The organism is Streptomyces sp. NPDC040610, assembly GCF_055594065.1.
The window spans coordinates 183237-203120 of sequence record NZ_JBVIXA010000014.1; the positions used below are offsets into that span (position 1 = coordinate 183237).

The 19884-nt window shown below is 71.3% G+C and carries 18 protein-coding genes; 3 read left to right on the forward strand and 15 right to left on the reverse strand.

Translation table 11 applies throughout. From position 1 onward, the window contains the following. Positions 1-176: 176 nt before the first annotated feature. From ACZ6AA_RS34625 to ACZ6AA_RS34680, 12 genes are all read right to left on the reverse strand, one after another. Entirely contained in the window at positions 177-512 is a 336-nt protein-coding gene (locus tag ACZ6AA_RS34625) for an RNA polymerase-binding protein RbpA (RefSeq protein ID WP_003957010.1), read from the reverse strand. A gap of 250 nt (positions 513-762) precedes the next feature. Further along, positions 763-993, reverse strand: a complete 231-nt coding sequence (secG, locus tag ACZ6AA_RS34630; RefSeq protein ID WP_030358806.1) for a preprotein translocase subunit SecG — start codon at positions 991-993, stop codon at positions 763-765. A gap of 141 nt (positions 994-1134) precedes the next feature. Next, the gene (gene tpiA / locus ACZ6AA_RS34635) at positions 1135-1920 is read right to left on the reverse strand and encodes a triose-phosphate isomerase (protein WP_468448725.1); all 786 of its coding nucleotides are present in this window, start codon (positions 1918-1920) and stop codon (positions 1135-1137) included. 8 nt (positions 1921-1928) lie between these two features. Then, entirely contained in the window at positions 1929-3140 is a 1212-nt protein-coding gene (locus ACZ6AA_RS34640; RefSeq protein WP_468448727.1) for a phosphoglycerate kinase, read from the reverse strand. Positions 3141-3266: 126 nt separating this feature from the next. After that, positions 3267-4277, reverse strand: a complete 1011-nt coding sequence (gap, locus tag ACZ6AA_RS34645) for a type I glyceraldehyde-3-phosphate dehydrogenase (RefSeq protein WP_468448729.1) — start codon at positions 4275-4277, stop codon at positions 3267-3269. 188 nt (positions 4278-4465) lie between these two features. Further along, positions 4466-7435 (reverse strand): M14 family metallopeptidase, encoded by a 2970-nt coding sequence (locus ACZ6AA_RS34650; protein WP_471462403.1) that lies wholly within the window; start codon positions 7433-7435, stop codon positions 4466-4468. 256 nt (positions 7436-7691) lie between these two features. Next, positions 7692-8681, reverse strand: a complete 990-nt coding sequence (whiA, locus tag ACZ6AA_RS34655) for a DNA-binding protein WhiA (protein ID WP_468448733.1) — start codon at positions 8679-8681, stop codon at positions 7692-7694. Then, positions 8672-9688, reverse strand: coding sequence for a gluconeogenesis factor YvcK family protein (locus ACZ6AA_RS34660; RefSeq protein ID WP_380851383.1), 1017 nt, complete (start codon positions 9686-9688; stop codon positions 8672-8674). The genes whiA and ACZ6AA_RS34660 overlap by 10 nt, the downstream gene beginning before the upstream one ends. Next, complete coding sequence (rapZ, locus tag ACZ6AA_RS34665) at positions 9685-10620, reverse strand: RNase adapter RapZ (protein ID WP_190116670.1); 936 nt, start codon at positions 10618-10620, stop codon at positions 9685-9687. The genes ACZ6AA_RS34660 and rapZ overlap by 4 nt, the downstream gene beginning before the upstream one ends. Further along, complete coding sequence (uvrC, locus tag ACZ6AA_RS34670; RefSeq protein ID WP_471462405.1) at positions 10617-12734, reverse strand: excinuclease ABC subunit UvrC; 2118 nt, start codon at positions 12732-12734, stop codon at positions 10617-10619. Before uvrC ends, rapZ begins: the two co-directional genes overlap by 4 nt. 128 nt (positions 12735-12862) lie before the next feature. Continuing rightward, positions 12863-13807, reverse strand: a complete 945-nt coding sequence (locus ACZ6AA_RS34675) for a hypothetical protein (protein WP_471462407.1) — start codon at positions 13805-13807, stop codon at positions 12863-12865. Positions 13808-13812: 5 nt separating this feature from the next. Continuing rightward, a complete protein-coding gene (locus tag ACZ6AA_RS34680; protein WP_471462409.1) occupies positions 13813-14460 on the reverse strand; it encodes a papain-like cysteine protease family protein in 648 nt (215 codons plus the stop codon). Positions 14461-14691: 231 nt separating this feature from the next. Between ACZ6AA_RS34680 and ACZ6AA_RS34685 the strand changes: the two genes are divergently transcribed. Further along, entirely contained in the window at positions 14692-15663 is a 972-nt protein-coding gene (locus ACZ6AA_RS34685) for a hypothetical protein (protein WP_468448743.1), read from the forward strand. 4 nt (positions 15664-15667) lie between these two features. Here the strand turns inward: ACZ6AA_RS34685 and ACZ6AA_RS34690 are convergent, their stop codons facing one another. Next, the gene (locus ACZ6AA_RS34690) at positions 15668-16087 is read right to left on the reverse strand and encodes a Rieske (2Fe-2S) protein (protein WP_468483024.1); all 420 of its coding nucleotides are present in this window, start codon (positions 16085-16087) and stop codon (positions 15668-15670) included. A 224-nt stretch (positions 16088-16311) separates the two neighbouring features. Between ACZ6AA_RS34690 and ACZ6AA_RS34695 the strand changes: the two genes are divergently transcribed. After that, positions 16312-17364 carry a carbohydrate kinase family protein gene (locus ACZ6AA_RS34695; RefSeq protein ID WP_468483023.1) on the forward strand — a complete coding sequence of 351 codons (1053 nt, stop codon included), beginning with the start codon at positions 16312-16314 and terminating at the stop codon, positions 17362-17364. A 62-nt stretch (positions 17365-17426) separates the two neighbouring features. Here ACZ6AA_RS34695 and ACZ6AA_RS34700 read toward each other — a convergent pair whose 3' ends face one another. After that, positions 17427-18287: a helix-turn-helix transcriptional regulator gene (locus ACZ6AA_RS34700; protein WP_468448748.1), complete on the reverse strand. Its 861-nt coding sequence runs from the start codon at positions 18285-18287 to the stop codon at positions 17427-17429. Positions 18288-18415: 128 nt separating this feature from the next. Between ACZ6AA_RS34700 and ACZ6AA_RS34705 the strand changes: the two genes are divergently transcribed. Then, the gene (locus tag ACZ6AA_RS34705; protein WP_468448750.1) at positions 18416-18985 is read left to right on the forward strand and encodes a YceI family protein; all 570 of its coding nucleotides are present in this window, start codon (positions 18416-18418) and stop codon (positions 18983-18985) included. A 19-nt stretch (positions 18986-19004) separates the two neighbouring features. On the opposite strand, the gene ACZ6AA_RS34710 is transcribed toward ACZ6AA_RS34705, so the two are convergent. Then, positions 19005-19796 (reverse strand): crotonase/enoyl-CoA hydratase family protein, encoded by a 792-nt coding sequence (locus ACZ6AA_RS34710; RefSeq protein WP_471462412.1) that lies wholly within the window; start codon positions 19794-19796, stop codon positions 19005-19007. Positions 19797-19884: the final 88 nt, after the last annotated feature.

Below are 19884 nucleotides of genomic sequence, written 5' to 3' on the forward strand. Positions count from 1 at the left end.
AGCCACGATCAAACCGTAGACGCCACCACTGACATCGGGTCGGGCGCATCGCTGACCAGCGACTTCGGCGCAGGCCGACCGGCGGCTTCGGCGCACATGGCTGTCCCGTCGCTTCGGCGCAGGAGGGCAGACAGCTCCGGCCGGGCACCCGTGGGTGTCCGGCCGGTTCTCAAGTCCTAGATCTCGCCCCGCAGTTTGGCGAGCGCTTCCGCGAGGATGGCCTCGCCGTCCGCGTCGCTGCGCCGCTCGCGGACGTACGCGAGGTGTGTTTTGTACGGCTCGGTGCGCGGCGGGTCCGGGGGGTTGTCCCGGTCCTGGCCCGCCGGAAAGCCGCAGCGGGGGCAGTCCCAGGTGTCGGGGACCTGCGCGTCGCTGGCGAAGCTCGGCTGCGTCTCGTGCCCGTTGGAGCACCAGAAGGAGATGCGCAGCCGCGGCGCGGACTCGCCGCGCTCGGCCTCGCCCATCGGCCCCGCCCCGACCCGGCTTCCCCGGATCGCGTTGCCACTTGCCACGGTCGTAACTCCCTGCGTGATGGTGCTGCCTGTGTCGAACGGCGGCTGCGCCGCGGGGTCGACTGCCGGCTCCGCTGCGGGTGCCTCAGTCTACGTAAGGCCCAACGCGCGTCCAGTGTTGGGAGTTACACCCCACCCCGACACGCAAGCCCCATGATAAGCCGCGCACGGGGGCGCGTACTGAACATGGGGCTATGAGCGGGACAGCGAACAGGACCGCGCCGAAAGGGCGGGCGGCACCCGGCTGCTGTCAGTTGTTGACCTTCATCAGGATGCCGAGCACGACAATGCTCGCGAACCACAGCAGACCGACCACGACCGTGATGCGGTCGAGGTTGCGCTCGGCGACCGAGGAGCCGCCGACGGACGACTGCATTCCGCCACCGAACATGTCGGAAAGGCCGCCGCCCTTGCCCTTGTGCATCAGCACCAGCAGCATCAGCAGCAGGCTGAAGACGATCAGGGCGATCGAGAACCCCATAACCACGGCTGGACCAACTTCCTCGGATCTGAATCGACGACGGGGCCCGAAGCTCTTCGGTGAGCACAGTGGCTCAGAGAACAAGCCTCGGACCCCGCAAGGGTACGACGTATCGCCGCTAGCGCATACTCACTGGTCTCGTCACTGGTCGCCGAAGCGAACGATCTTGACGAACTCGTCGGCGTCGAGCGCCGCGCCGCCCACCAGGGCACCGTCGACATCGGGCTGCGCCATGATGTCGGCGACGTTCTTCGCCTTCACGGAGCCGCCGTACTGGATGCGGACCTTGTCGGCGAGCTCCTGCGAGTACAGCTCGGCGAGGCGGCCGCGGATCGCGCCGCACACCTCCTGGGCGTCCTCGGGGGTGGCGACCTCGCCGGTGCCGATGGCCCACACCGGCTCGTAGGCGATCACGATGGACTCGGCCTGCTCGGCCGGGACGTCCTTGAGGCCGCCGTCGAGCTGGTTCAGCGTGTACTGGACCTGCTGTCCCGCCTTGCGGATGTCCAGGCCCTCGCCGATGCACAGGATCGGCGTGATGCCGTGCTTGAAGGCGGCCTTGACCTTGGCGTTGCAGAGGTCGTCGGTCTCGTTGTGGTACTGACGGCGCTCGGAGTGGCCCACGGCCACGTACGTGCACTTCAGCTTGGCGAGCATCGGCCCTGAGATCTCGCCGGTGTAGGCACCGGAGTCGTGCGCCGAGATGTCCTGGGCGCCGTACTTGATCTTGAGCTTGTCGCCGTCGACGAGCGTCTGCACGGAGCGCAGATCGGTGAAGGGCGGCAGGACGGCGACCTCGACGGCCTCGTAGTCCTTGTCGGCCAGCGCGAACGCGAGCTTCTGGGTGTGCGCGATGGCCTCGAGGTGGTTGAGGTTCATCTTCCAGTTGCCCGCCATGATCGGCGTGCGGGTGGTCTGATTCGTCATGAGGGGTGTCAGTTCTCCAGTGCGGCGAGACCGGGGAGCGTCTTGCCCTCGAGGTATTCGAGGGAGGCGCCGCCGCCGGTCGAGATGTGACCGAATGCGTTCTCGTCGAAGCCCAGGATGCGCACGGCCGCGGCGGAGTCGCCGCCGCCGACGACCGTGAAGGCCGACGAGTCGAGAAGGGCCTGGGCGACCGCCTTGGTGCCCTCGGCGTAGTCGGGGTGCTCGAAGACGCCCATGGGGCCGTTCCAGAAGACGGTGGCGGCGTCGGCGAGCTTCGCGGCGTACAGCTTGCGGGTCTCGGGGCCGATGTCGAGGCCCTCCTGGTCGGCCGGGATGGCGTTCGCGGCGACCGTGGTGGGGTGGGCCGGAGCCTTGGTCTTCAGGTCCGGGAAGTCCGTCGAGACCAGCACGTCGACGGGGAGCACGAACTCGACGCCCTTCTCCTCGGCGCGCTTGAGGTAGCCGAGCACCGCCGGGATCTGGTCCTCCTGCAGGAGGGAGATGCCGACCTCGTGGCCCTGCGCCTTGAGGAAGGTGTACGCCATGCCGCCGCCGATGAGGATGCGGTCGGCCTTCTCCAGGAGGTGGTCGATCACACCGAGCTTGTCGGAGACCTTGGCGCCGCCGAGGACGACGGCGTAGGGCCGCTTGACGTCGTCGGTGAGCTTCTTCAGGACGCCGACCTCGGTGGCGATGAGGTAACCGGCGTAGTGCGGCAGGCGGCCCGGCAGGTCGAACACGGAGGCGTGCTTGCGGTGCACGGCGCCGAAACCGTCGCCTACGTAGACATCGGCCAGGGCCGCGAGCTGGTCGGCGAAGGCCCCGCGCTCGGCGTCGTCCTTGGAGGTCTCGCCGGCGTTGAAGCGCAGGTTCTCGATGACGGCGACCTGGCCGTCGGCGAGTTCGGCGACGGTGGCCTTGGCCGAGTCACCGACGGTGTCGGTGGCGAACCGGACGTCGGCGCCCAGGAGTTCACCGATCCGCGCGGCGGCAGGGGCCAGCGAGAACGCCGGGTCCGGGGCGCCCTTGGGGCGGCCCAGGTGCGAGGCGACGACCACGCGGGCACCGGCCTCGGCGAGCGCCTTCACGGTGGGCAGGACCGCGCGGATGCGGCCGTCGTCGGTGATGGTCGTGCCGTCGAGCGGCACGTTGAGGTCGGCGCGGACGAAGACCCGCTTGCCTGCGACACCGTCGGCGAGAAGTTCGTCGATCGTCTTCATGTAATAGGACTCCGTGACTGGGACTTCTTGAGGGGTGCTCACGCGCAAAGGGTCCGAACGGCGCGGCGCTGCGCTGTCCGGACCCTGTGCTCACATCGAGATGCCTGGCTCTGAGACGTGGACCGCTTAGAGCTGGCCGCCGACGAAGACCGTGAGGTCGACGAGGCGGTTGGAGTAGCCCCACTCGTTGTCGTACCAGCCGAGGATCTTCACCGACTTGCCCTCCTGGACCATCGTCAGGGAGGAGTCGAAGGTGCAGGAGGCCGGGTCGCTGACGATGTCGGACGACACGATCGGGTCCTCGGTGTAGTAGAGGATGCCCTTGAGGTCGCCGTCGTCGGCGGCCTTCTTGAACGCGGCGTTGACCTCGTCCTTGGTGACCTCGCGCTGCAGCTCGACGACCAGGTCGGTGGCGGAGCCCGTCGGGACCGGCACGCGCATGGCGATGCCGTCGAGCTTGCCCTTGAGCTGCGGCAGGACCAGAGCGGTGGCCTTCGCGGCACCGGTCGTGGTCGGGATGATGTTCTCGGCGGCGGCGCGGGCGCGGCGCAGGTCCGAGTGCGGGAAGTCCAGGATGCGCTGGTCGTTGGTGTAGGCGTGCACCGTCGTCATCAGGCCCTTGACGATGCCGAAGTTCTCGTCGAGAACCTTGGCCATCGGCGCCACACAGTTCGTGGTGCAGGAGGCGTTGGAGATGACGTGGTGGTTCGCCGGGTCGTACTTGTCCTGGTTGACGCCCATCACGATGGTGATGTCCTCGTCCTTGGCCGGAGCCGAGATGAGGACCTTCTTCGCGCCACCGGCGATGTGCTTCTCGGCGTCCGCCTTCTTGGTGAAGATGCCGGTGGACTCGATCACGATGTCGACACCGAGCTGGCCCCACGGGATGTCGGCGGGGTTGCGCTCGGACAGCACCTTGATGGTGTGGCCGTCGACAGTGATGGTGTCCTCGGTGTGCGACACCTCGGCCTTGAGGCGGCCCAGGATGGTGTCGTACTTGAGCAGGTGAGCCGTCGTGGCGGTGTCACCCAGGTCGTTGACAGCCACGATCTCGATGTCCGCACCCTGCTCGAGGAGCGCGCGGAAGTAGTTGCGCCCGATGCGGCCAAAGCCGTTGATGCCTACGCGGATCGTCACGAACCGATCTCCTCGTTGGTACGCCGGTCTGAGACGCCGGCGAGTTGTATGGGATGTCCCCGACCGCCTCCGACCCTACCTCTCCGGCGGCTCCGGGGTGACATCGACAGGGGCCCTGCGCGGCCCGGTGGCCCGTACCCCCCAGTAGGGACACGGGCCACCGGGACCTTGGTCCTGACTACGCAGCGTCAGCGGCGCAGGTGGTCCAGTGCCTTGCCCAGCAGCCGGGCCCGGTCGGCCGCCGCGGGGAGGTGTTCGAGGCCGAAGCCGAGCAGCACGCTGTCACGCGCTGTGACCGCCGCGTGGGACTTGTAGAGCTCGCCGGTGCGCGCCCAGTCGCCCGTGATATTGGGGCTTCCGGCCGGGGCCGGGGCGACGGCCCAGGAGCCGAGCGAGGTCTCGAATCCCTCGGTCTCGGTGGTGCTGCCGCCGACGACGAGACGCGCGTTGTCGGCGAACAGACCGCGGCCGCCGCTGCCGGGGTCGGTGACGGCGCTGAGCGACACCTCCACCTTCTTGCCCGCGTAGGCACTGAGGTCGAACGCGACCTGCTTCCAGCCGCCGGAGGAGCCGGTGAAGCTGTTCCAGGAGCCGCTGCTGCCGCTCGCCGCGCAGCCGGTCGCGCCCTGCGTCAGATAGTGCTTCAGGAAGGGGTGGCCGTTGATGAAGAACCCGGCCGCGCACTGGGCGGGCACGGTGGCCGAGGAGGCGCCGTTGGTGTCGGGCAGCGTGGTCCAGTCGTCGGCGCCCGTGGTGTGCGCTTCGAGCAGGCCGTGGTCGAAGCCGGGCTCCAGGTTCCAGTTCAGGGCGAGCCGCAGCTCCGGCTTGTCGGCGGCCGCGACGCCGGTCAGGTCGAAGGTGCGGGTGAGCCGCTTGTAGTCCCGGTCGGCGTGCGCCGCCGAGGCCATGCCCTGGCCCTCGAAGGGCGCGTAGGGGTTGCTGAGACCGGGGTAGGAGCCTCCCGCCGCGCTCTTGAACTGCGGGAACTCCTTGGCGGGCAGGGTGTCGGAGGTGACGGTGAAGCGGCCCGCCTTGTCGAGCGGGTTGGTGTCGGCCGCGCCGAGTGCGCCGTCCGCGCCGGCGAGTGCGCCGGTGCCGCTGAAGCTCTTGGCGTCGGGCGCGGAGAGGCGTTCGTAGGCGCCCAGGTAGTACTGCGCGAAGTCGTCGGTGAGGGCCTCGCCGAGGTCGACGTCGCTGCCGGTCCGCTCGCCGGACTCGATCAGCTTGCCGCCCTCGTTGAGGTAGGCGCGCAGGGCGAGCTGGGTGGGGGCGCCGGGCACGGGGTCGCCGGTGTGGTGGACGACGGCGGAGAAGTGCGAGAGGACGCCGAGCGGGTGCGGGGCGCCCTGCTTGGCGACGTCCCACACGGCGGCCGAGCGGCCGCCCGCCTTCAGGGCGTCGACGTACTTCTGGGTCTGGGTGGCGGGGGCGCCTTCCTCGGCGACGACGAGGGTGCTCGCCCTGGGGCGTTCGGCGACGGTGTACGTGAAGTGCTCGCTCTGCGTGCGGCCCTTCTTCCCCTTCTTGTTGTGCCCGGTGAACCACACCTCGACCTTGTCACCCGCGCGGGCGCCCTCGACGTCGGCGCGGTACTGGTCGAAGTGCAGGTTGTCCTCGCCGCCGTAGGTCTCGCCGCCCTTCCAGGCCCTGAGCTTCTCGTCCTGGGTACGGCCGCCGTTGATCCGGTAGTTGAGTTCCTTGTCCCGCACGGACTTGCGGGCGGTGACGGCGACTTCCTGGTCCGCTCCGCGCGCGTACGACGTGTTGAAGGCGTCCGGCGTGAAGTCGGGGGCCTTGATGCCGGTGACGGACACCGGCTGGTCGGGGTGGAGCGCGGTCTCGGCGACGGCGAGCGCGAACGGGACGTTCTTCGCGAACTCCTGCTGGATCAGCTTCTCGTCGTCGGGGAAGGTGAAGATGGACGCGCAGTCCTGGGGCCGCCAGGCGTCATTGGGGTCCACGTTCGACGCGGTCTGGCAGGTGGACATCTCCGGCGTGAACATGGGGATGCCGTTGACGTTGCCCGCGTGGCCGTCGGCCTCGCCGTTGGTGGTGTACAGCTCGGAGGACACCTGCGGGTGGTAGCCGGGGACGGCGGGCTTCTCGGGGGTGCCGGCGAGCGCCTTGTAGAGCACGTCGTCCGGGGTGGGGGTGGCGACCTGCCAGCCCACTCCGTAGAGGATCAGTTCGGCGGCGGAGTGGTAGTTGATGCCGTACTGGAAGCCGATGCGCTTCTGGAAGCGGTCGATCACCTTGGTCTCGGGCTCGGACATCGGTCCGGTGCCGCGGTAGGTCTCCGAGGACGCCTCGGGCGAGGAACCCTCGTTGTCGTAGCCCCACTTGTAGGCGAAGTTGCGGTTGAGGTCGACGCCGTCGCCCGGTGCGATCCTCCCGTCGCCGTCGACGTCGCGAAGGTTCTTGCGCCACTGGCGGTCGCCGCCGGCGGCGTGGGTGAAGTCGTAGCCGTCGGGGTTGGCGGAGAGCACGAACCACAGCTCGGTGGAGTTCACGAGCTTGGTGATCCGCTTGTCCTTGCCGTAGTTGTCGAGGTAGTGGTGCATCAGGCGGCGGGTCATCTCGGGGGTGATCCACTCGCGCGCGTGCTGGTTGGACATGTACAGCGTGGCGGGCTTGGAGCCGTCCTTGGACTTCTTGGCGTTCTTGGAGAGCTTGAGCGCGAGGATGTCCTTGCCCTGGACCGTCTTGCCGATGGAGACGACCTTGGTGAGGCCGGGGTGGGCCTGCCCGGTCTTGACGATCTCCTCCTGGAGGCCGCCCTTTCCGCTGTACGGCCTGAAGACGCCGTCCCCCGCGGCCTTCAGCTTCTTCGCGGTCGCCGCGGACACTCGGTGCTCGGTGAGGTCGATGCCCTTGCGCTCGATCGCCTTGGCCTGGCCCTCGGTCAGGTACAGCTCGACGCGGCCGGTGCCGCGCTCGGGCGCCTGTCCGGCGAGTTCATGGGCGTCCTGCCCCGCCTCGACCAGGATCGGTATCTGCTTCTTGGTGACGTCGGCCTGGTAGACCTTGACGGCCGCCGGGTCGTCGTCGGCCGGAGACTTGGCCGGTCCGCTCGCCTGGGCGTGCGGTGCGGCGACGAGTCCGCCGACGAGCAGTGCGCTCGCGGCGAGAATCGATCTCGCGCTCGCTCTTCGTCTCATGAGCCCCCCTTGCAGTTGTCCGGCACGTTTGTGCGCGAACGCCAGGCTCGTCACGCTTCATGATCATGTCAATACGACGGGTGAGCGGTCCTGGGGCGGACCGCCGGGCTTCCGGAGGCGGCCGGGGCTCGCGCGGACGGCCCGGGCTCCCGGGGTGCGCGGCGCACGGGCGCACGAAGAAGCCGCCGGGGCCCTTGCGGGCACCGACGGCTTCCGGGGTGTGCGTGGGTGTGCTGCGGTGTCAGAGCACCACGCCTCAGCCGACCATGTTGTCGGCGAGCTCCTCGCTCAGGTTGGACTCCGTGCCGGGGATGCCGAGGTCCTGCGCCCGCTTGTCGGCCATGGCGAGCAGGCGGCGGATGCGGCCCGCGACGGCGTCCTTGGTCAGCGGCGGGTCGGCGAGCGCGCCCAGCTCCTCCAGGGAGGCCTGCTTGTGCTCCATCCGCAGCCGGCCCGCGGCCGCGAGGTGCTCGGGCACCTCCTCGCCGAGGATCTCCAGGGCGCGCTGCACCCGGGCACCCGCGGCGACGGCGGCACGGGCCGAGCGGCGCAGGTTGGCGTCGTCGAAGTTGGCCAGGCGGTTGGCGGTGGCGCGGACCTCGCGGCGCATCCGCCGCTCCTCCCAGGCGAGCACCGACTCATGGGCGCCGAGCCGGGTCAGCAGGGCGCCGATCGCGTCCCCGTCCCGGACGACGACGCGGTCCACACCGCGCACCTCCCGGGCCTTCGCGGCGATCTGCAGCCGCCGGGCCGCGCCGACCAGCGCGAGCGCCGCCTCCGGGCCCGGGCAGGTCACCTCCAGGGAGGAGGAGCGGCCGGGCTCGGTCAGCGAGCCGTGCGCGAGGAAGGCGCCGCGCCAGGCCGCCTCGGCGTCGCAGGTGGCCCCCGAGACCACCTGCGGGGGCAGGCCGCGGATGGGCCGCCCGCGGCCGTCCACCAGGCCGGTCTGGCGAGCCAGCTGATCGCCGCCCGCGACCACCCGAACGACGTAGCGCGAGCCGCGCCGCAGGCCGCCGGGGGCCATCACGATCAGCTCCGAGCTGTGCCCGAAGATCTCCAGGATGTCCCGCTTGAGGCGGCGCGCCGCCATCGCGGTGTCCAGCTCCGCCTCGATCACGATGCGGCCGCTCACCAGGTGCAGACCGCCCGCGAACCGCAGGATCGACGAGACCTCTGCTTTTCTGCAGCAGGTCCGGGTGACGGGGAGCCGGGAGATCTCGTCCTTCACCGCTGCCGTCATCGCCATGGGCCGATCCTTCCATGCATCCGAAAAATACGGTCGTACGCGGCGGCCAGCAGCTCCGGGTCGTGCTTGGGGCTGCCGTCCTGGCGGGCCACCGGCGCCAGCTCCACCGTGGCGCCGAACCGCTTGGCGGCATCGGTCAGGGATCCACGGTCGGGCACGGCGGCCTCGTCGGCCAGCACCACGTCCAGGGCGAGTTTAGGGGCGTGTCGGGCCAAAACCTCCAAATGACGCTGCGGAGAGAACCCTTCGGTTTCTCCGGGTTGCGGCGCGAGGTTGAGCGAAAGGACCCGGCGGGCCTTGGTCTCGGTGAGCGCGTCGAGCAGCTCGGGCACCAGCAGGTGCGGGATCACCGAGGAGAACCAGGATCCGGGGCCGAGAACCACCCAGTCGGCGTCAAGGACGGCGGCGACGGCCTCCGGCACGGCCGGCGGGTCCTGCGGGACGACGTGCACGGACTGCACCTCGCCCGGGGTGAGCGCGACGGTGGCCTGGCCGCGGACGGTGTCCACGTCGTCGGGGCGGTCCGGGTCGTGGCCCTTGACCAGGGCCTGGAGCTCCAGCGGCACGGCGGACATGGGCAGCACGCGGCCGTGCGCGCCGAGCAGCCTGCCGACCAGGTCCAGGGCCTGGACGTGGTCGCCGAGCTGTTCCCACAGGGCGACGATCAGCAGATTGCCCACCGCGTGCTCGTGCAGGTCGCCGCGGGACTGGAAGCGGTGCTGGATCACGCGGGACCAGGTCTGGCCCCAGTCGTCGTCGCCGCACAGCGCGGCGAGGGCCTTGCGCAGGTCGCCGGGCGGCAGCACGCCCAGCTCGGCGCGCAGGCGCCCGCTGGAGCCGCCGTCGTCGGCGACCGTCACCACGGCGGTGAGGTCGCCGGTGATGCGGCGCAGCGCGGCGAGCGACGCGGACAGGCCCATGCCGCCGCCGAGGGCGACGACCTTGGGCTGGGTGCCCCGCTTGCGGCCCAGGCGGTTCAGGCGGAGCACCCGGCGGTTGGGCTTCATTCGCGCCCCATGTCCCGGTGGACGAGGACGGTCTCGATCCCGGCGGCGGTGAGACGGGCGGCCAGCTTCTCCGAGGTGGCGACGGAGCGGTGCTTGCCGCCGGTGCAGCCGACGGCGATGGTCACGTACCGCTTGCCCTCGCGGCGGTAGCCCGCGGCGATGAGCTGGAGCAGCTCGGTGTAGCGGTCGAGGAACTCCTTGGCGCCGGGCTGGTTGAAGACGTACGCCGACACCTCCTCGTTGAGCCCGGTGTAGGGGCGCAGCTCCGGGACCCAGTGCGGGTTGGGCAGGAAGCGCATGTCGACGACGAGGTCGGCGTCGACCGGCAGGCCGTACTTGAACCCGAAGGACATCACCGTGGCCCGCAGCTCGGGCTCCTCGTCGCCCGCGAACTGGGCGTCCATCTTGGCGCGCAGCTCGTGCACGTTCAGGCTGGAGGTGTCGATGACCAGGTCGGCGTCGCCGCGCAGCTCGCGCAGGAGCTCGCGCTCGGCCGCGATGCCGTCGACGATGCGGCCGTCGCCCTGCAGCGGGTGCGGGCGGCGCACCGACTCGAAGCGGCGCACCAGGGCGTCGTCGGAGGACTCCAGGAAGACGATGCGCCGGGTGACGTGCTTGGACTCCAGGTCCGCGAGGGACTGGCGCAGGTTGTCGAAGAAGCGGCGGCCGCGGACGTCGACGACGACCGCGATGCGCGCGACGTTGCCCTGGGAGCGGGCGCCGAGCTCCACCATGGTGGGGATCAGCGCGGGCGGCAGGTTGTCGACGACGAACCAGCCGAGGTCCTCCAGGCACTTCGCGGCCGTGGAGCGTCCCGCGCCGGACATCCCGGAGATGATCACCAGCTCGGGGATGGCCGCCTCCGCGGCTTCGCCCGGTTCGATGGTCGTGCCCGTACTCACTTGTTCTCCGCCTTCGTCGTGCTCGCTCATGTCTCCATCCCCCGTCGTGTCCGTGCGGCGCCCACGCGCGTGGGCGCCTCGCTGTCGCTCGGGGCCCCGGTCGTGTCGGGCCCGTCGCCGTGCGAGTCTCCCGCGTGCGCGGGCTGCTCGCCGTGGCCGGAGTCACCCGCCGTCGCGGGTTCCTCCTCCTCCATGATCTCTCCAGTCGCGGTGTTCACCGCGGGCGCCGCCGGGGCGGCCTGCGCGAACGCCGCGAGGACGGCCTCCGCGGTCTTGCGGCCTATCCCGGGGACCTCGCAGATCTGGTCGATGGTCGCGGACCGGAGTTTCTTCACCGAACCGAAGTGTTTGATCAATGTCTGCTTGCGAGCCTCGCCCAGGCCGGGCACGGCGTCCAACGGGCTCGCCTTGAAGCGCTTGGTCCGCTTCGACCGCTGGTAGGTGATCGCGAACCGGTGCGCCTCGTCGCGCACGCGCTGGAGCAGGTACAACCCCTCGCTGGTGCGCGGCAGGATCACCGGGTCGTCCTCGCCGGGCACCCAGACCTCTTCGAGGCGCTTGGCGAGGCCGCAGACGGCGATGTCGTCGATGCCGAGGTCGTCCAGGGCCCGCTGGGCGGCGGCGACCTGCGGCTGGCCGCCGTCGACGACGACGAGCTGCGGCGGGTACGCGAACTTCTTGGGCCGCCCGTCCTCCTCCACGAGGCTCTCCTGAGCCTCCTCGGGGGACCACTCCCCCGTCCTTTCCTTCTCGGCCAGATACCGCCGGAAGCGCCGGGTGAGCACTTCGTGCATGGAGCGGACGTCGTCCTGGCCCTCGAAGCCCTTGATCTGGAAGCGGCGGTACTCGCTCTTGCGGGCGAGGCCGTCCTCGAAGACGACCATGGAGGCGACGACGTCGTCGCCCTGGAGGTGCGAGATGTCGTAGCACTCGATGCGCAGGGGCGCGCTGTCCAGCTCCAGGGCGGTGGCGATCTCCTCCAGGGCGCGGGAGCGGGTCGTGAGGTCGGAGGCGCGCTTGGTCTTGTGCAGCATGAGGGACTGCTGGGCGTTGCGGGCGACGGTCTCCATGAGGGCCTTCTTGTCGCCGCGCTGGGGGATGCGCAGCGACACGTTCGACCCGCGGCGCTGGGTGAGCCACTCCTGGACCGGCTCGGTGGGGTCGGGCAGGGCGGGGACGAGCACCTCCTTGGGGACGGCGTCGCCCGTCTCCTCTCCGTAGAGCTGCTGGAGGGCGTGTTCCACGAGGTCGGCCGTGGTGACCGCCTCGACCTTGTCGGTGACCCAGCCGCGCTGGCCGCGCACGCGTCCGCCGCGCACGTGGAAGATCTGGACGGCGGCCTCCAGCTCGTCCTCGGCGACGGCGATCAGGTCGGCGTCGGTGGCGTCGGCGAGGACGACGGCGCTCTTCTCCATCGCCTTCCTGAGGGCGTCTATGTCGTCGCGCAGCCGGGCCGCACGCTCGTACTCCATGTCCTCGGCGGCGTCCGTCATCTGCCGCTCCAGGCGCCGGATGTACGTCCCCGTGCGGCCGGTCATGAACTCGCAGAAGTCCTCGGCCAGTTCACGGTGCTCCTCGGCGGAGACGCGGTCCACGCAGGGCGCCGAGCACTTGCCGATGTAGCCGAGCAGGCAGGGGCGGCCGGTGCGGGCGGCGTTCTTGAAGACCCCGGCGGAGCAGGTGCGGACGGGGAACACGCGCAGGAGCAGGTCCACGGTGTCGCGGATCGCCCACGCGTGGCCGTACGGACCGAAGTAGCGCACGCCCTTCTTCTTCTGACCGCGCATCACCTGCACGCGCGGGAACTGCTCGTTCATCGTCACCGCGAGGTACGGGTAGCTCTTGTCGTCGCGGTACTTGACGTTGAAGCGCGGGTCGAACTCCTTGATCCAGGTGTACTCCAGCTGGAGCGCCGCGGTCTCCGTGGCGACGACGGTCCACTCCACGGACGCCGCCGTCGTCACCATCGTGGCCGTGCGCGGGTGCAGGTTCGCCAGGTCCTGGAAGTAGCTCGCCAGGCGCTGGCGCAGGCTCTTGGCCTTCCCGACGTAGATCACCCGGCGGTGCTCGTCGCGGAATTTGTAGACCCCCGGCGAGTCGGGGATCTGTCCCGGCTTGGGGCGGTAGCTGGAAGGGTCGGCCATGTCGGACAGCCTACTGGCGAGCAGTGACAGTCAGTCGCGGCGGCCGGGCGGCGTCGACGCGGTCGGACCCGCCCGCCCTGTGCAGGGCGGGCGGGTGGGGAGTGTCCCGGCCGGAGGCCGGGGCCAGGTCAGCTCAGGCGGCGGGAGCGGCGCCGGAGCAGGGCCGCGCCGGACAGGCCGAGGGCGACCAGCGCCCCGGCTCCGGCCACGGTGGAGGCGACGGTCACCGGCCCGTCGGAGGAGGACGACGCGGACTCGGCGGTCCCGTCCGCCTTGGCCGACATGGCCCCGGGCGCCCCCTGCGAGGGCTCCTCGGCGTACCCGCCCGCCTTGCCGGACTTGGCGTACGCCGACCCCGGCAGCTTGTCCCCGTACGCCTTCTGGACGCGCTTGCGGTAGGCGTCGGTCGAGGTCCCCTCCGCGCCGACCGCGCGCACCGCGTCCTTGTCGAGGGGCAGCACGCGCGCGCCCTTGGTGACGTACCAGCCGTTGATCTGCGGCTCGTGGAAAACGGTGCCTCCGGGGAGCTTGTCGGCACCCACGCGCGCGTAGTGGGTCTCGTCGTCCCCGGTGGCGATGTTCACGATCCTCCAGGAGCCCTCCTGCCGGACGGACCAGAGCGATGCCTCCTGGCCGTCGGAGGAGACCGCCTTGCTGGCCAGGAACTCCATGCGGGCGACGGGCGCGTCCTTCTTGCCGGCGACGAAGTCGGGCGACAAGTAGTAGACGGGTACGGCCTTGTCGCCCGCCACGCGCGGCTCGGCCGCCGCCTTGGTGACGGCTCCCTCGCGGGCGAAGAAGCGGGAGAGCGTGTCGAGGGTCTTCGGGGCCTCGGCCGCGTCGTGGGCGGCACCGCGAGAGGCGTCCGAGGGTGCCGACGGCGCGGGCGGCGCGGGTCGCGCGGCCGGACCGGAGTCGGCGGAGGCGTGCGGGGCCGCGAGGCCAAGGAGCAGCGCGGCGGCCGAGCCCGCGAGCACGGCTTTCAGCGCGCGACCGGACGTACCGAAGGAGCCGGACGTACCGGATGCGGACGTACCGGATGCGGCGGATTCGGAGGAAACGTGACGGGTCATCGCTCTCACGCCCCTATCCGGTACAGCGAGTGGGTCCAGGAGAAGGTGTTGTTGTTGACGTACCAGTCGTGGGACGCCCAGTTGTAGCGGTCGCTGGAGGGCCATGGGTCGCCCCAGTACACCCAGCTGTTGGCGGTGTCGTAGCCGTAGATGACGTGCATGTGGCCGCCGCCGTTGGACCACTGGATGCGGGTCTCGATCGGCCGGTTCGCGTTGATCTCCGACTGCACGGTGGGGTAGCGCAGCCAGCCGGTGACGTACGAGCCGGAGTTGATGCCCGCCCACCTGAGGCCGGTCTGGACGTTGCCCAGGGTGGCCTGGTTGTTGGGGCACTCGGTGTTCTGGTTGCGGCCGAAGGCGGCGTTGCAGAACTGGTTCTGGCTGTAGTTCTTGCCGAGGTACGTGGCGATGGTGTTGCCCGCCGCGGCCCAGCACCAGTTGGTCTTCTGCTGCGCCTGCATGGTGATGTTCAGGCGCTTGGTGGCGAGGACCGACGGGTCGGCCGCTCCCGAGGCGGCCGGAGCGACGGTCGACGACGTGTCGTGCGGTGCCGCGGCGGCGGTGGCCGCCGGTACGGCGAGGAAGGCCGCCGCGGCGACGGCCAGTGCGGACAGCCGTCTGCGACGGCTCAGCCCGCGGGTGGAGTGGTGCATCGCGTTCCTCCCGAGCGGAGTGGGGGTGGGATGTGGAGGAGCGCGTCCGGACGCTGCGATTGAGCATCAGGTGTTGTCCGGTGCAGGTCAACACGCTTCAATGCGGCATGGTTTGAAGCGTGAACAACGGCGTACATCTGTGAACGCCGGTCGCACGCTCACCTGGCCACCCGCTTCGACCGGGGCGTACACCCGCGCGGCCGGAGTGAACGTTCACAGAAAGGACCTGCGGTGCGGAACGTCACCCCCCACACACCGCCCCACGCGACGCCCCTCGCGGACGACACCCCGGTGGACCTCGCCACCGCCCTGCGCACCGGCCCGTTCCACGTCGCCCTGCGCGCCGCCATCGCCGCCCGGCGCCTGCCCCTGCAACGGGTGCGCCACCATCTCGCACGCGCGGGCGTCCACGTCGGCGTGACCAGTCTGAGCTACTGGCAGCAGGGTGCGCGCCGCCCCCAGCGCGCCGAGTCGCTACGGGCCGTGCGCGCCCTGGAGGAGATCCTGCGGCTGCCGGAGGAATCACTCATCCGGCTGCTCGCCCAGGCCGAGGAGCGTATCAACGCCGAACGCCCCGCCGCGCGTTCCTACCGTTCCCTGGTGGAGGCGTCCGACGTCCTGCAGTCGCTCCTCGCCGACCTGGAGTCCCCGCTCGACGGCGGTCTGCACACCGTCGGCCACCATGAGCGCATACGCATCGGCGCGGACCGTGAGCTCCTTGGCCGCGATTCCCAGCATGTCGTACGCGCCCACACGGACGGGATCGACCGCTATCTGGCCATCCACCACGGGGACCCCGGCTGCGCCCCGGAGCGGATGGAGGTGCGGGCCCTGGAGAACTGCCGCACCGGGCGGGTGCGCTGGCACCACGACACCGGTGTCCTGGTCGCGGAGCTGCTGTTCGACGCCCGGCTGCGCGCGGGCGACACCCATCTGTTCTGTTACGGCTTCGAGGACGGCACGGCCGGGGCGAGTGCCGAGTACGTACGCGGCTTCAGCTTCACCGGCGGCCAGTACGCCCTCCAGGTCCGCTTCGCCGAGGGCACCCTGCCCGTGCGCTGCCACCGTTTCACGCAGCGGTCGGCGGCCGCGCCGCGCCTCGGCCTGCGGGAGCTGACGCTGAGCGGCAGCCATCGGTCGGTGCACCTCGTGGAGCCGCAGGTGCGGGCCGGGATCATCGGGATCGGGTGGGACTGGGAGTGACCTCTCAGGCCCCCGGGCCCGCCACGATCTTGCCGCTCGCGACCTTCACCGGCAGTTCCTCCAGGGGTGCCACGGCGGGCTCGCGCAGCACCTTGCCGTTCCTCGCGTCGAACTGGCTGCCGTGGCACTGGCAGGTCAGCTCGGCACCCTGAAGGTTCTTGATCGGGCACCGGGCGTGCGTGCAGATACTGCTGAACGCCTTGTACTCGTCGTCGGCTATCCGGCTGACCACCACGTTCTTGTCCGTGTAGAGCTTCGATCCGCCCACCGGCACCTCGTCGGCCGCGCCCAGGTCCACCGGCTCGGTCGGCGCGGAGCGGTTGCCGTTGCCGCCGGAGGAGCAGGCGGTGAGCCCGAGCCCGACGGCCGGGGCGAGGGCGGCCGCGCGCAGCACCGTGCGGCGGGCGGGGGACGTGCCGGGCATGAAGTCTCCACAGGTCAGGCTGGTTCGGCGACGGATCGACCTTACCGGTGGGAGGTCGCGTGACCGGGTGGGGCACCGGGGTGCCCGAGTGCCGCCCGCATCGGTCGCGTCCGCCGGTTCTGGCTTTAGCCTGTCCGCAGGCGGAGGCCGGGGCTCCAGGGCGTCGGGACACCGGAACGCCCAGCCGCCCGACCGCCGGAGCCGTACGCCGGAAGGAACCGTCAGTGATAGTCGTCGCAGGTGAGGCCCTCATCGACCTGGTGCCGCAGGAGGCGCTGCGGGACGCGCGGGAGGACTCGCGGGAAGGCACGCGGGACGCGCGGGAGCGCACGCACCGGGACGCGCCGCACGGCGGCGGGACCGCCGTGAGCAGCGCCTCCGAGATCTCCCCCGCCGCCCCTGCCCCCGCGCTCCCCGCCCTCGCGCCGCGCCTCGGCGGCGGGCCGTACAACACGGCGGTCGCGCTCGGCCGCCTCGGCTCCCCCACCGCCTTCTGCTCCCGGGTCTCGCTCGACGTGTTCGGCGAGGCGCTGCTCGCGGGCCTGCGGGCGGCGGACGTCGACGTGTCGTACGTCCAGCGCGGCGCCGAGCCGACGACCCTGGCCGTCACCTCGATCGACGCCGACGGCTCGGCCGAGTACTCCTTCTACGTGGACGGCACCGCCGACCGTCTCTTCGCCGTGCCGCGCCGGGTCCCGGACGGCGTGCGGGCGATGTCCTTCGGGACCTGCTCGCTCGTCCTGGAGCCGGGTGCGAGCGCGTACGAGGAGCTGATGCGGCGCGAGGCGGCCCGCGGCGTCTTCACGGCGCTCGACCCCAACATCCGCCCCGGCCTCATCGCCGACGCGGACGCCTACCGCGCCCGGTTCAAGAGCTGGCTGCCGTCGGTGGCGCTCCTGAAGCTGTCCGAGGAGGACGCCCGCTGGCTGGGCGGCACGCCCGAGGAGTGGCTGGCGTCGGGCCCGGCGGCCGTGGTCGTGACGCGGGGCGGCGACGGCCTGTCCGTCTTCACGCGCGAGGGCGGAGAGGTCTCGGTGCCCGGCGTTCCGGTCGACGTCGTGGACACGATCGGCGCGGGCGACACGGTGAACGCGGCGCTGCTGCACTCCCTGGCCGCACGGGACGCCCTGTCCGCGCGGGCGGCGGGGCTCGGCGGGGACGCCTGGGCCGAGGTGCTGCGGTTCGCGGCTCGCGCGGCGGCGATCACCTGCTCGCGGGCGGGGGCGGAGCCGCCGTACGCACGGGAGTTGGCCGGGGGCGAGGGAACGGGCCACTAGGGGCAGACCTCTCAGGGGCACCGGGCCGCCCCTGACAAACCTCGGGGCTTCTTGGGCGGGCCCTAGCCGCTGACCGCGCGCAGACCGCCCGGCTGGCGGCCGTTGAGCTGGTCGAGCGCCGCCGAGGTGGCGTCGTCGGCCGGGAGGTGGACGAGAAGGCGCTGGCCATCGACGTCGGGCAGAGCCAGCGTCTCGTACGACAGACGCAGCGCCCCCACCTGCGGGTGCGCGAGGCGCTCCACGCCGCTGCGGCGCGGCAGGCCGGGCACGGCCTCGATGCGTTCGGCGAACGGCGCCCCGGCGAGCACCGTCAACTCGTCGACGAACTGCATCGCATGGGGGTCGATCATCGGTGATTCATTCCTGAGGTGCGCGATCTGCTCGTCGGCGACACGCTCCCACTCGGGAAAGACGGTACGGGCCCGCTCGTCGGTGAAGACGAATCGCAGCAGGTTGGGCCGGTCGCCGTCGAGCAGGCCGAGGGGGCGGGCGAGCCGTTCGTATCCCGTCGTGTACGTGAGGACGTCGCTGAGCCGGTTGAGCAGCACAGCCGGGGTGGGTTCGAGGCGGTCGACCAAGGCACGCACGGTGGGCCGCACGGACAGCGCCGGGGGCGGGGCGGCGGAGCAGCAGGGGTTGTCGGCGCCGTTGCTCGCCTTCTCCAGGCGGCGCAGGTGAACGCGCTCCTCCACGGTCAGGCGCAGGGTGTCGGCGAGCGAACCGAGCACGGACGGCGAGGGGTTGCGGTCGCGGCCCTGTTCCAGGCGGGTGAGGTACTCGACGCTGATGCCGGCGAGGGTGGCGACTTCGGAGCGGCGCAGTCCCGGGGTGCGGCGGCGCGGGCCGCCGGGCAGGCCCACTTCGGTGGGGGTGATGGCCTCGCGGCGGGCACGGAGGAAGGCTCCCAGCTCGTTCTCGCTCACCGTTCGAACGTACCAGGGCGGCTCCTGGGGCCGCTGCCTCCGATCGTGGCCCTGTCGATCGTGGCCCTGCCACTACCAGTCTCCGCCCGGCCTTCCTCGGGTCCGGCGGCCGCCCCAGAGTGGACGGCATGACCACCGAGACCAACACCACTGACGCTGCCGCCACCACCGCCCTGCCGCTCCCGGCGGGCCGTTGGGCGCTGGACCCGCTGCACTCCGCCGTGAACTTCACCATCCGCCACCTGGGCATCTCCAAGGTGCGCGGCCGTTTCACCGAGTTCGACGCGGAGCTGGTGGTGGGCGAGACCCTCGACGACACGGCGGTGAACGCCACCATCGCCCTCGCGTCGATCGACACCGGAAACCCGGACCGGGACGCGCACGTCCGCGCCTCCGACCTGCTCGACGTGGAGAAGCGCCCGACGATGGTGTTCCGCTCCGCCGGGATCTCCGGTGCCGGCGAGGACTGGACGATGGCGGGCGAGCTGACCATCGGCGATGTCACCCGCCCGGTGACGCTGGCCGTGGAGTTCGGCGGCCTCGGCGAGTTCGGCGACACCCGCCACGCCGGTTTCGAGGCGACGGGTGAGATCCGCCGCAGCGAGTACGGCCTGACGTTCGCCCCCGGCATGCTCGGCGAGGCCGTGAAGATCCAGCTGGACATGCAGTTCCTGGAGCCGGGCAAGGGCGAGGCGTAGGGCCCCGGGCCCGGGAGCTTCAGCTCGTCCCGAAGGCGCCGTGCCGTCCCGCTCCGGCGGCGAACCGCGCGGCGCCTTCGGCTGCTTCGCCGAGGGCGTGCATGCCGTGGGCCAACTCGCCCGCGAGCGCCTGTTGTTCGGGCAGCCCGTGCTGTTCGCGGGCGGAGAGCCGGTCGTGCCGCAGGCAGGTCTGGGGGAACGCGGCGATCTCGGCGGCGAGTTGCTCGGCCGCCGCGCGGGCGGAGCCCTTCGCCACGACCCGGTTGACCAGGCCCATGCCCAGCGCCTCCGCCGCGTCGACCGGGCGGCCGGTCAGGATGAGGTCCATGGCGCGCCCCTCCCCGACGATCCGGGGAAGCCGCACCGTCCCGCCGTCGATGAGCGGCACGCCCCAGCGGCGGCAGAACACCCCGAGCACGGCGTCGTCCTCGGCGACCCTGAGGTCGCACCAGAGGGCGAGTTCCAGCCCGCCCGCGACGGCGTGCCCGGAGATCGCGGCGACGACGGGCTTGGACAGGTTCAGGCGCGTGGGCCCCATCGGCCCGTCGTTCTCCCCGTTCACCTCGGCGACTTCGTTGCCGTCCGGGGTGCCGAGCGCCTTCAGGTCTGCGCCCGCGCAGAAGGTGCCTCCTTCGCCCCACAGCACGGCGACCGACGCCTCCGGGTCGGCCTCGAAGGTCCGGAAGGCCTCAGCGAGGGCTCGCGCGGTGGGCCCGTCGACGGCGTTGCGCACCTCGGGCCGCGCCAGAACGACAGTGGTGACGGCCCCCTTCCGTTCGCTCCGCACAGACGGGACGGCTGCGGCTGACATCTCGTACGCCTCCTGGGTCGCGGTGGTGCGTCGGGCGGTGGATGCGGGGGACGGTACGCCAGTTGGGCGGCGGAAGAGACGTCAGCGC

Excerpts from the sequence above, each read along its gene's own strand:
- secG (WP_030358806.1), bottom strand. The coding sequence starts at position 993 with ATGGGGTTCTCGATCGCCCTGATCGTCTTCAGCCTGCTGCTGATGCTG.
- tpiA (WP_468448725.1), bottom strand. The coding sequence starts at position 1,920 with ATGACGAATCAGACCACCCGCACGCCGATCATGGCGGGCAACTGGAAG.
- ACZ6AA_RS34640 (WP_468448727.1), bottom strand. The coding sequence starts at position 3,140 with ATGAAGACGATCGACGAACTTCTCGCCGACGGTGTCGCAGGCAAGCGG.
- ACZ6AA_RS34650 (WP_471462403.1), bottom strand. The coding sequence starts at position 7,435 with ATGAGACGAAGAGCGAGCGCGAGATCGATTCTCGCCGCGAGCGCACTG.
- whiA (WP_468448733.1), bottom strand. The coding sequence starts at position 8,681 with ATGGCGATGACGGCAGCGGTGAAGGACGAGATCTCCCGGCTCCCCGTC.
- ACZ6AA_RS34660 (WP_380851383.1), bottom strand. The coding sequence starts at position 9,688 with ATGAAGCCCAACCGCCGGGTGCTCCGCCTGAACCGCCTGGGCCGCAAG.
- rapZ (WP_190116670.1), bottom strand. The coding sequence starts at position 10,620 with ATGAGCGAGCACGACGAAGGCGGAGAACAAGTGAGTACGGGCACGACC.
- uvrC (WP_471462405.1), bottom strand. The coding sequence starts at position 12,734 with ATGGCCGACCCTTCCAGCTACCGCCCCAAGCCGGGACAGATCCCCGAC.
- ACZ6AA_RS34675 (WP_471462407.1), bottom strand. The coding sequence starts at position 13,807 with ATGACCCGTCACGTTTCCTCCGAATCCGCCGCATCCGGTACGTCCGCA.
- ACZ6AA_RS34680 (WP_471462409.1), bottom strand. The coding sequence starts at position 14,460 with ATGCACCACTCCACCCGCGGGCTGAGCCGTCGCAGACGGCTGTCCGCA.
- ACZ6AA_RS34690 (WP_468483024.1), bottom strand. The coding sequence starts at position 16,087 with ATGCCCGGCACGTCCCCCGCCCGCCGCACGGTGCTGCGCGCGGCCGCC.
- ACZ6AA_RS34705 (WP_468448750.1), top strand. The coding sequence starts at position 18,416 with ATGACCACCGAGACCAACACCACTGACGCTGCCGCCACCACCGCCCTG.
- ACZ6AA_RS34710 (WP_471462412.1), bottom strand. The coding sequence starts at position 19,796 with ATGTCAGCCGCAGCCGTCCCGTCTGTGCGGAGCGAACGGAAGGGGGCC.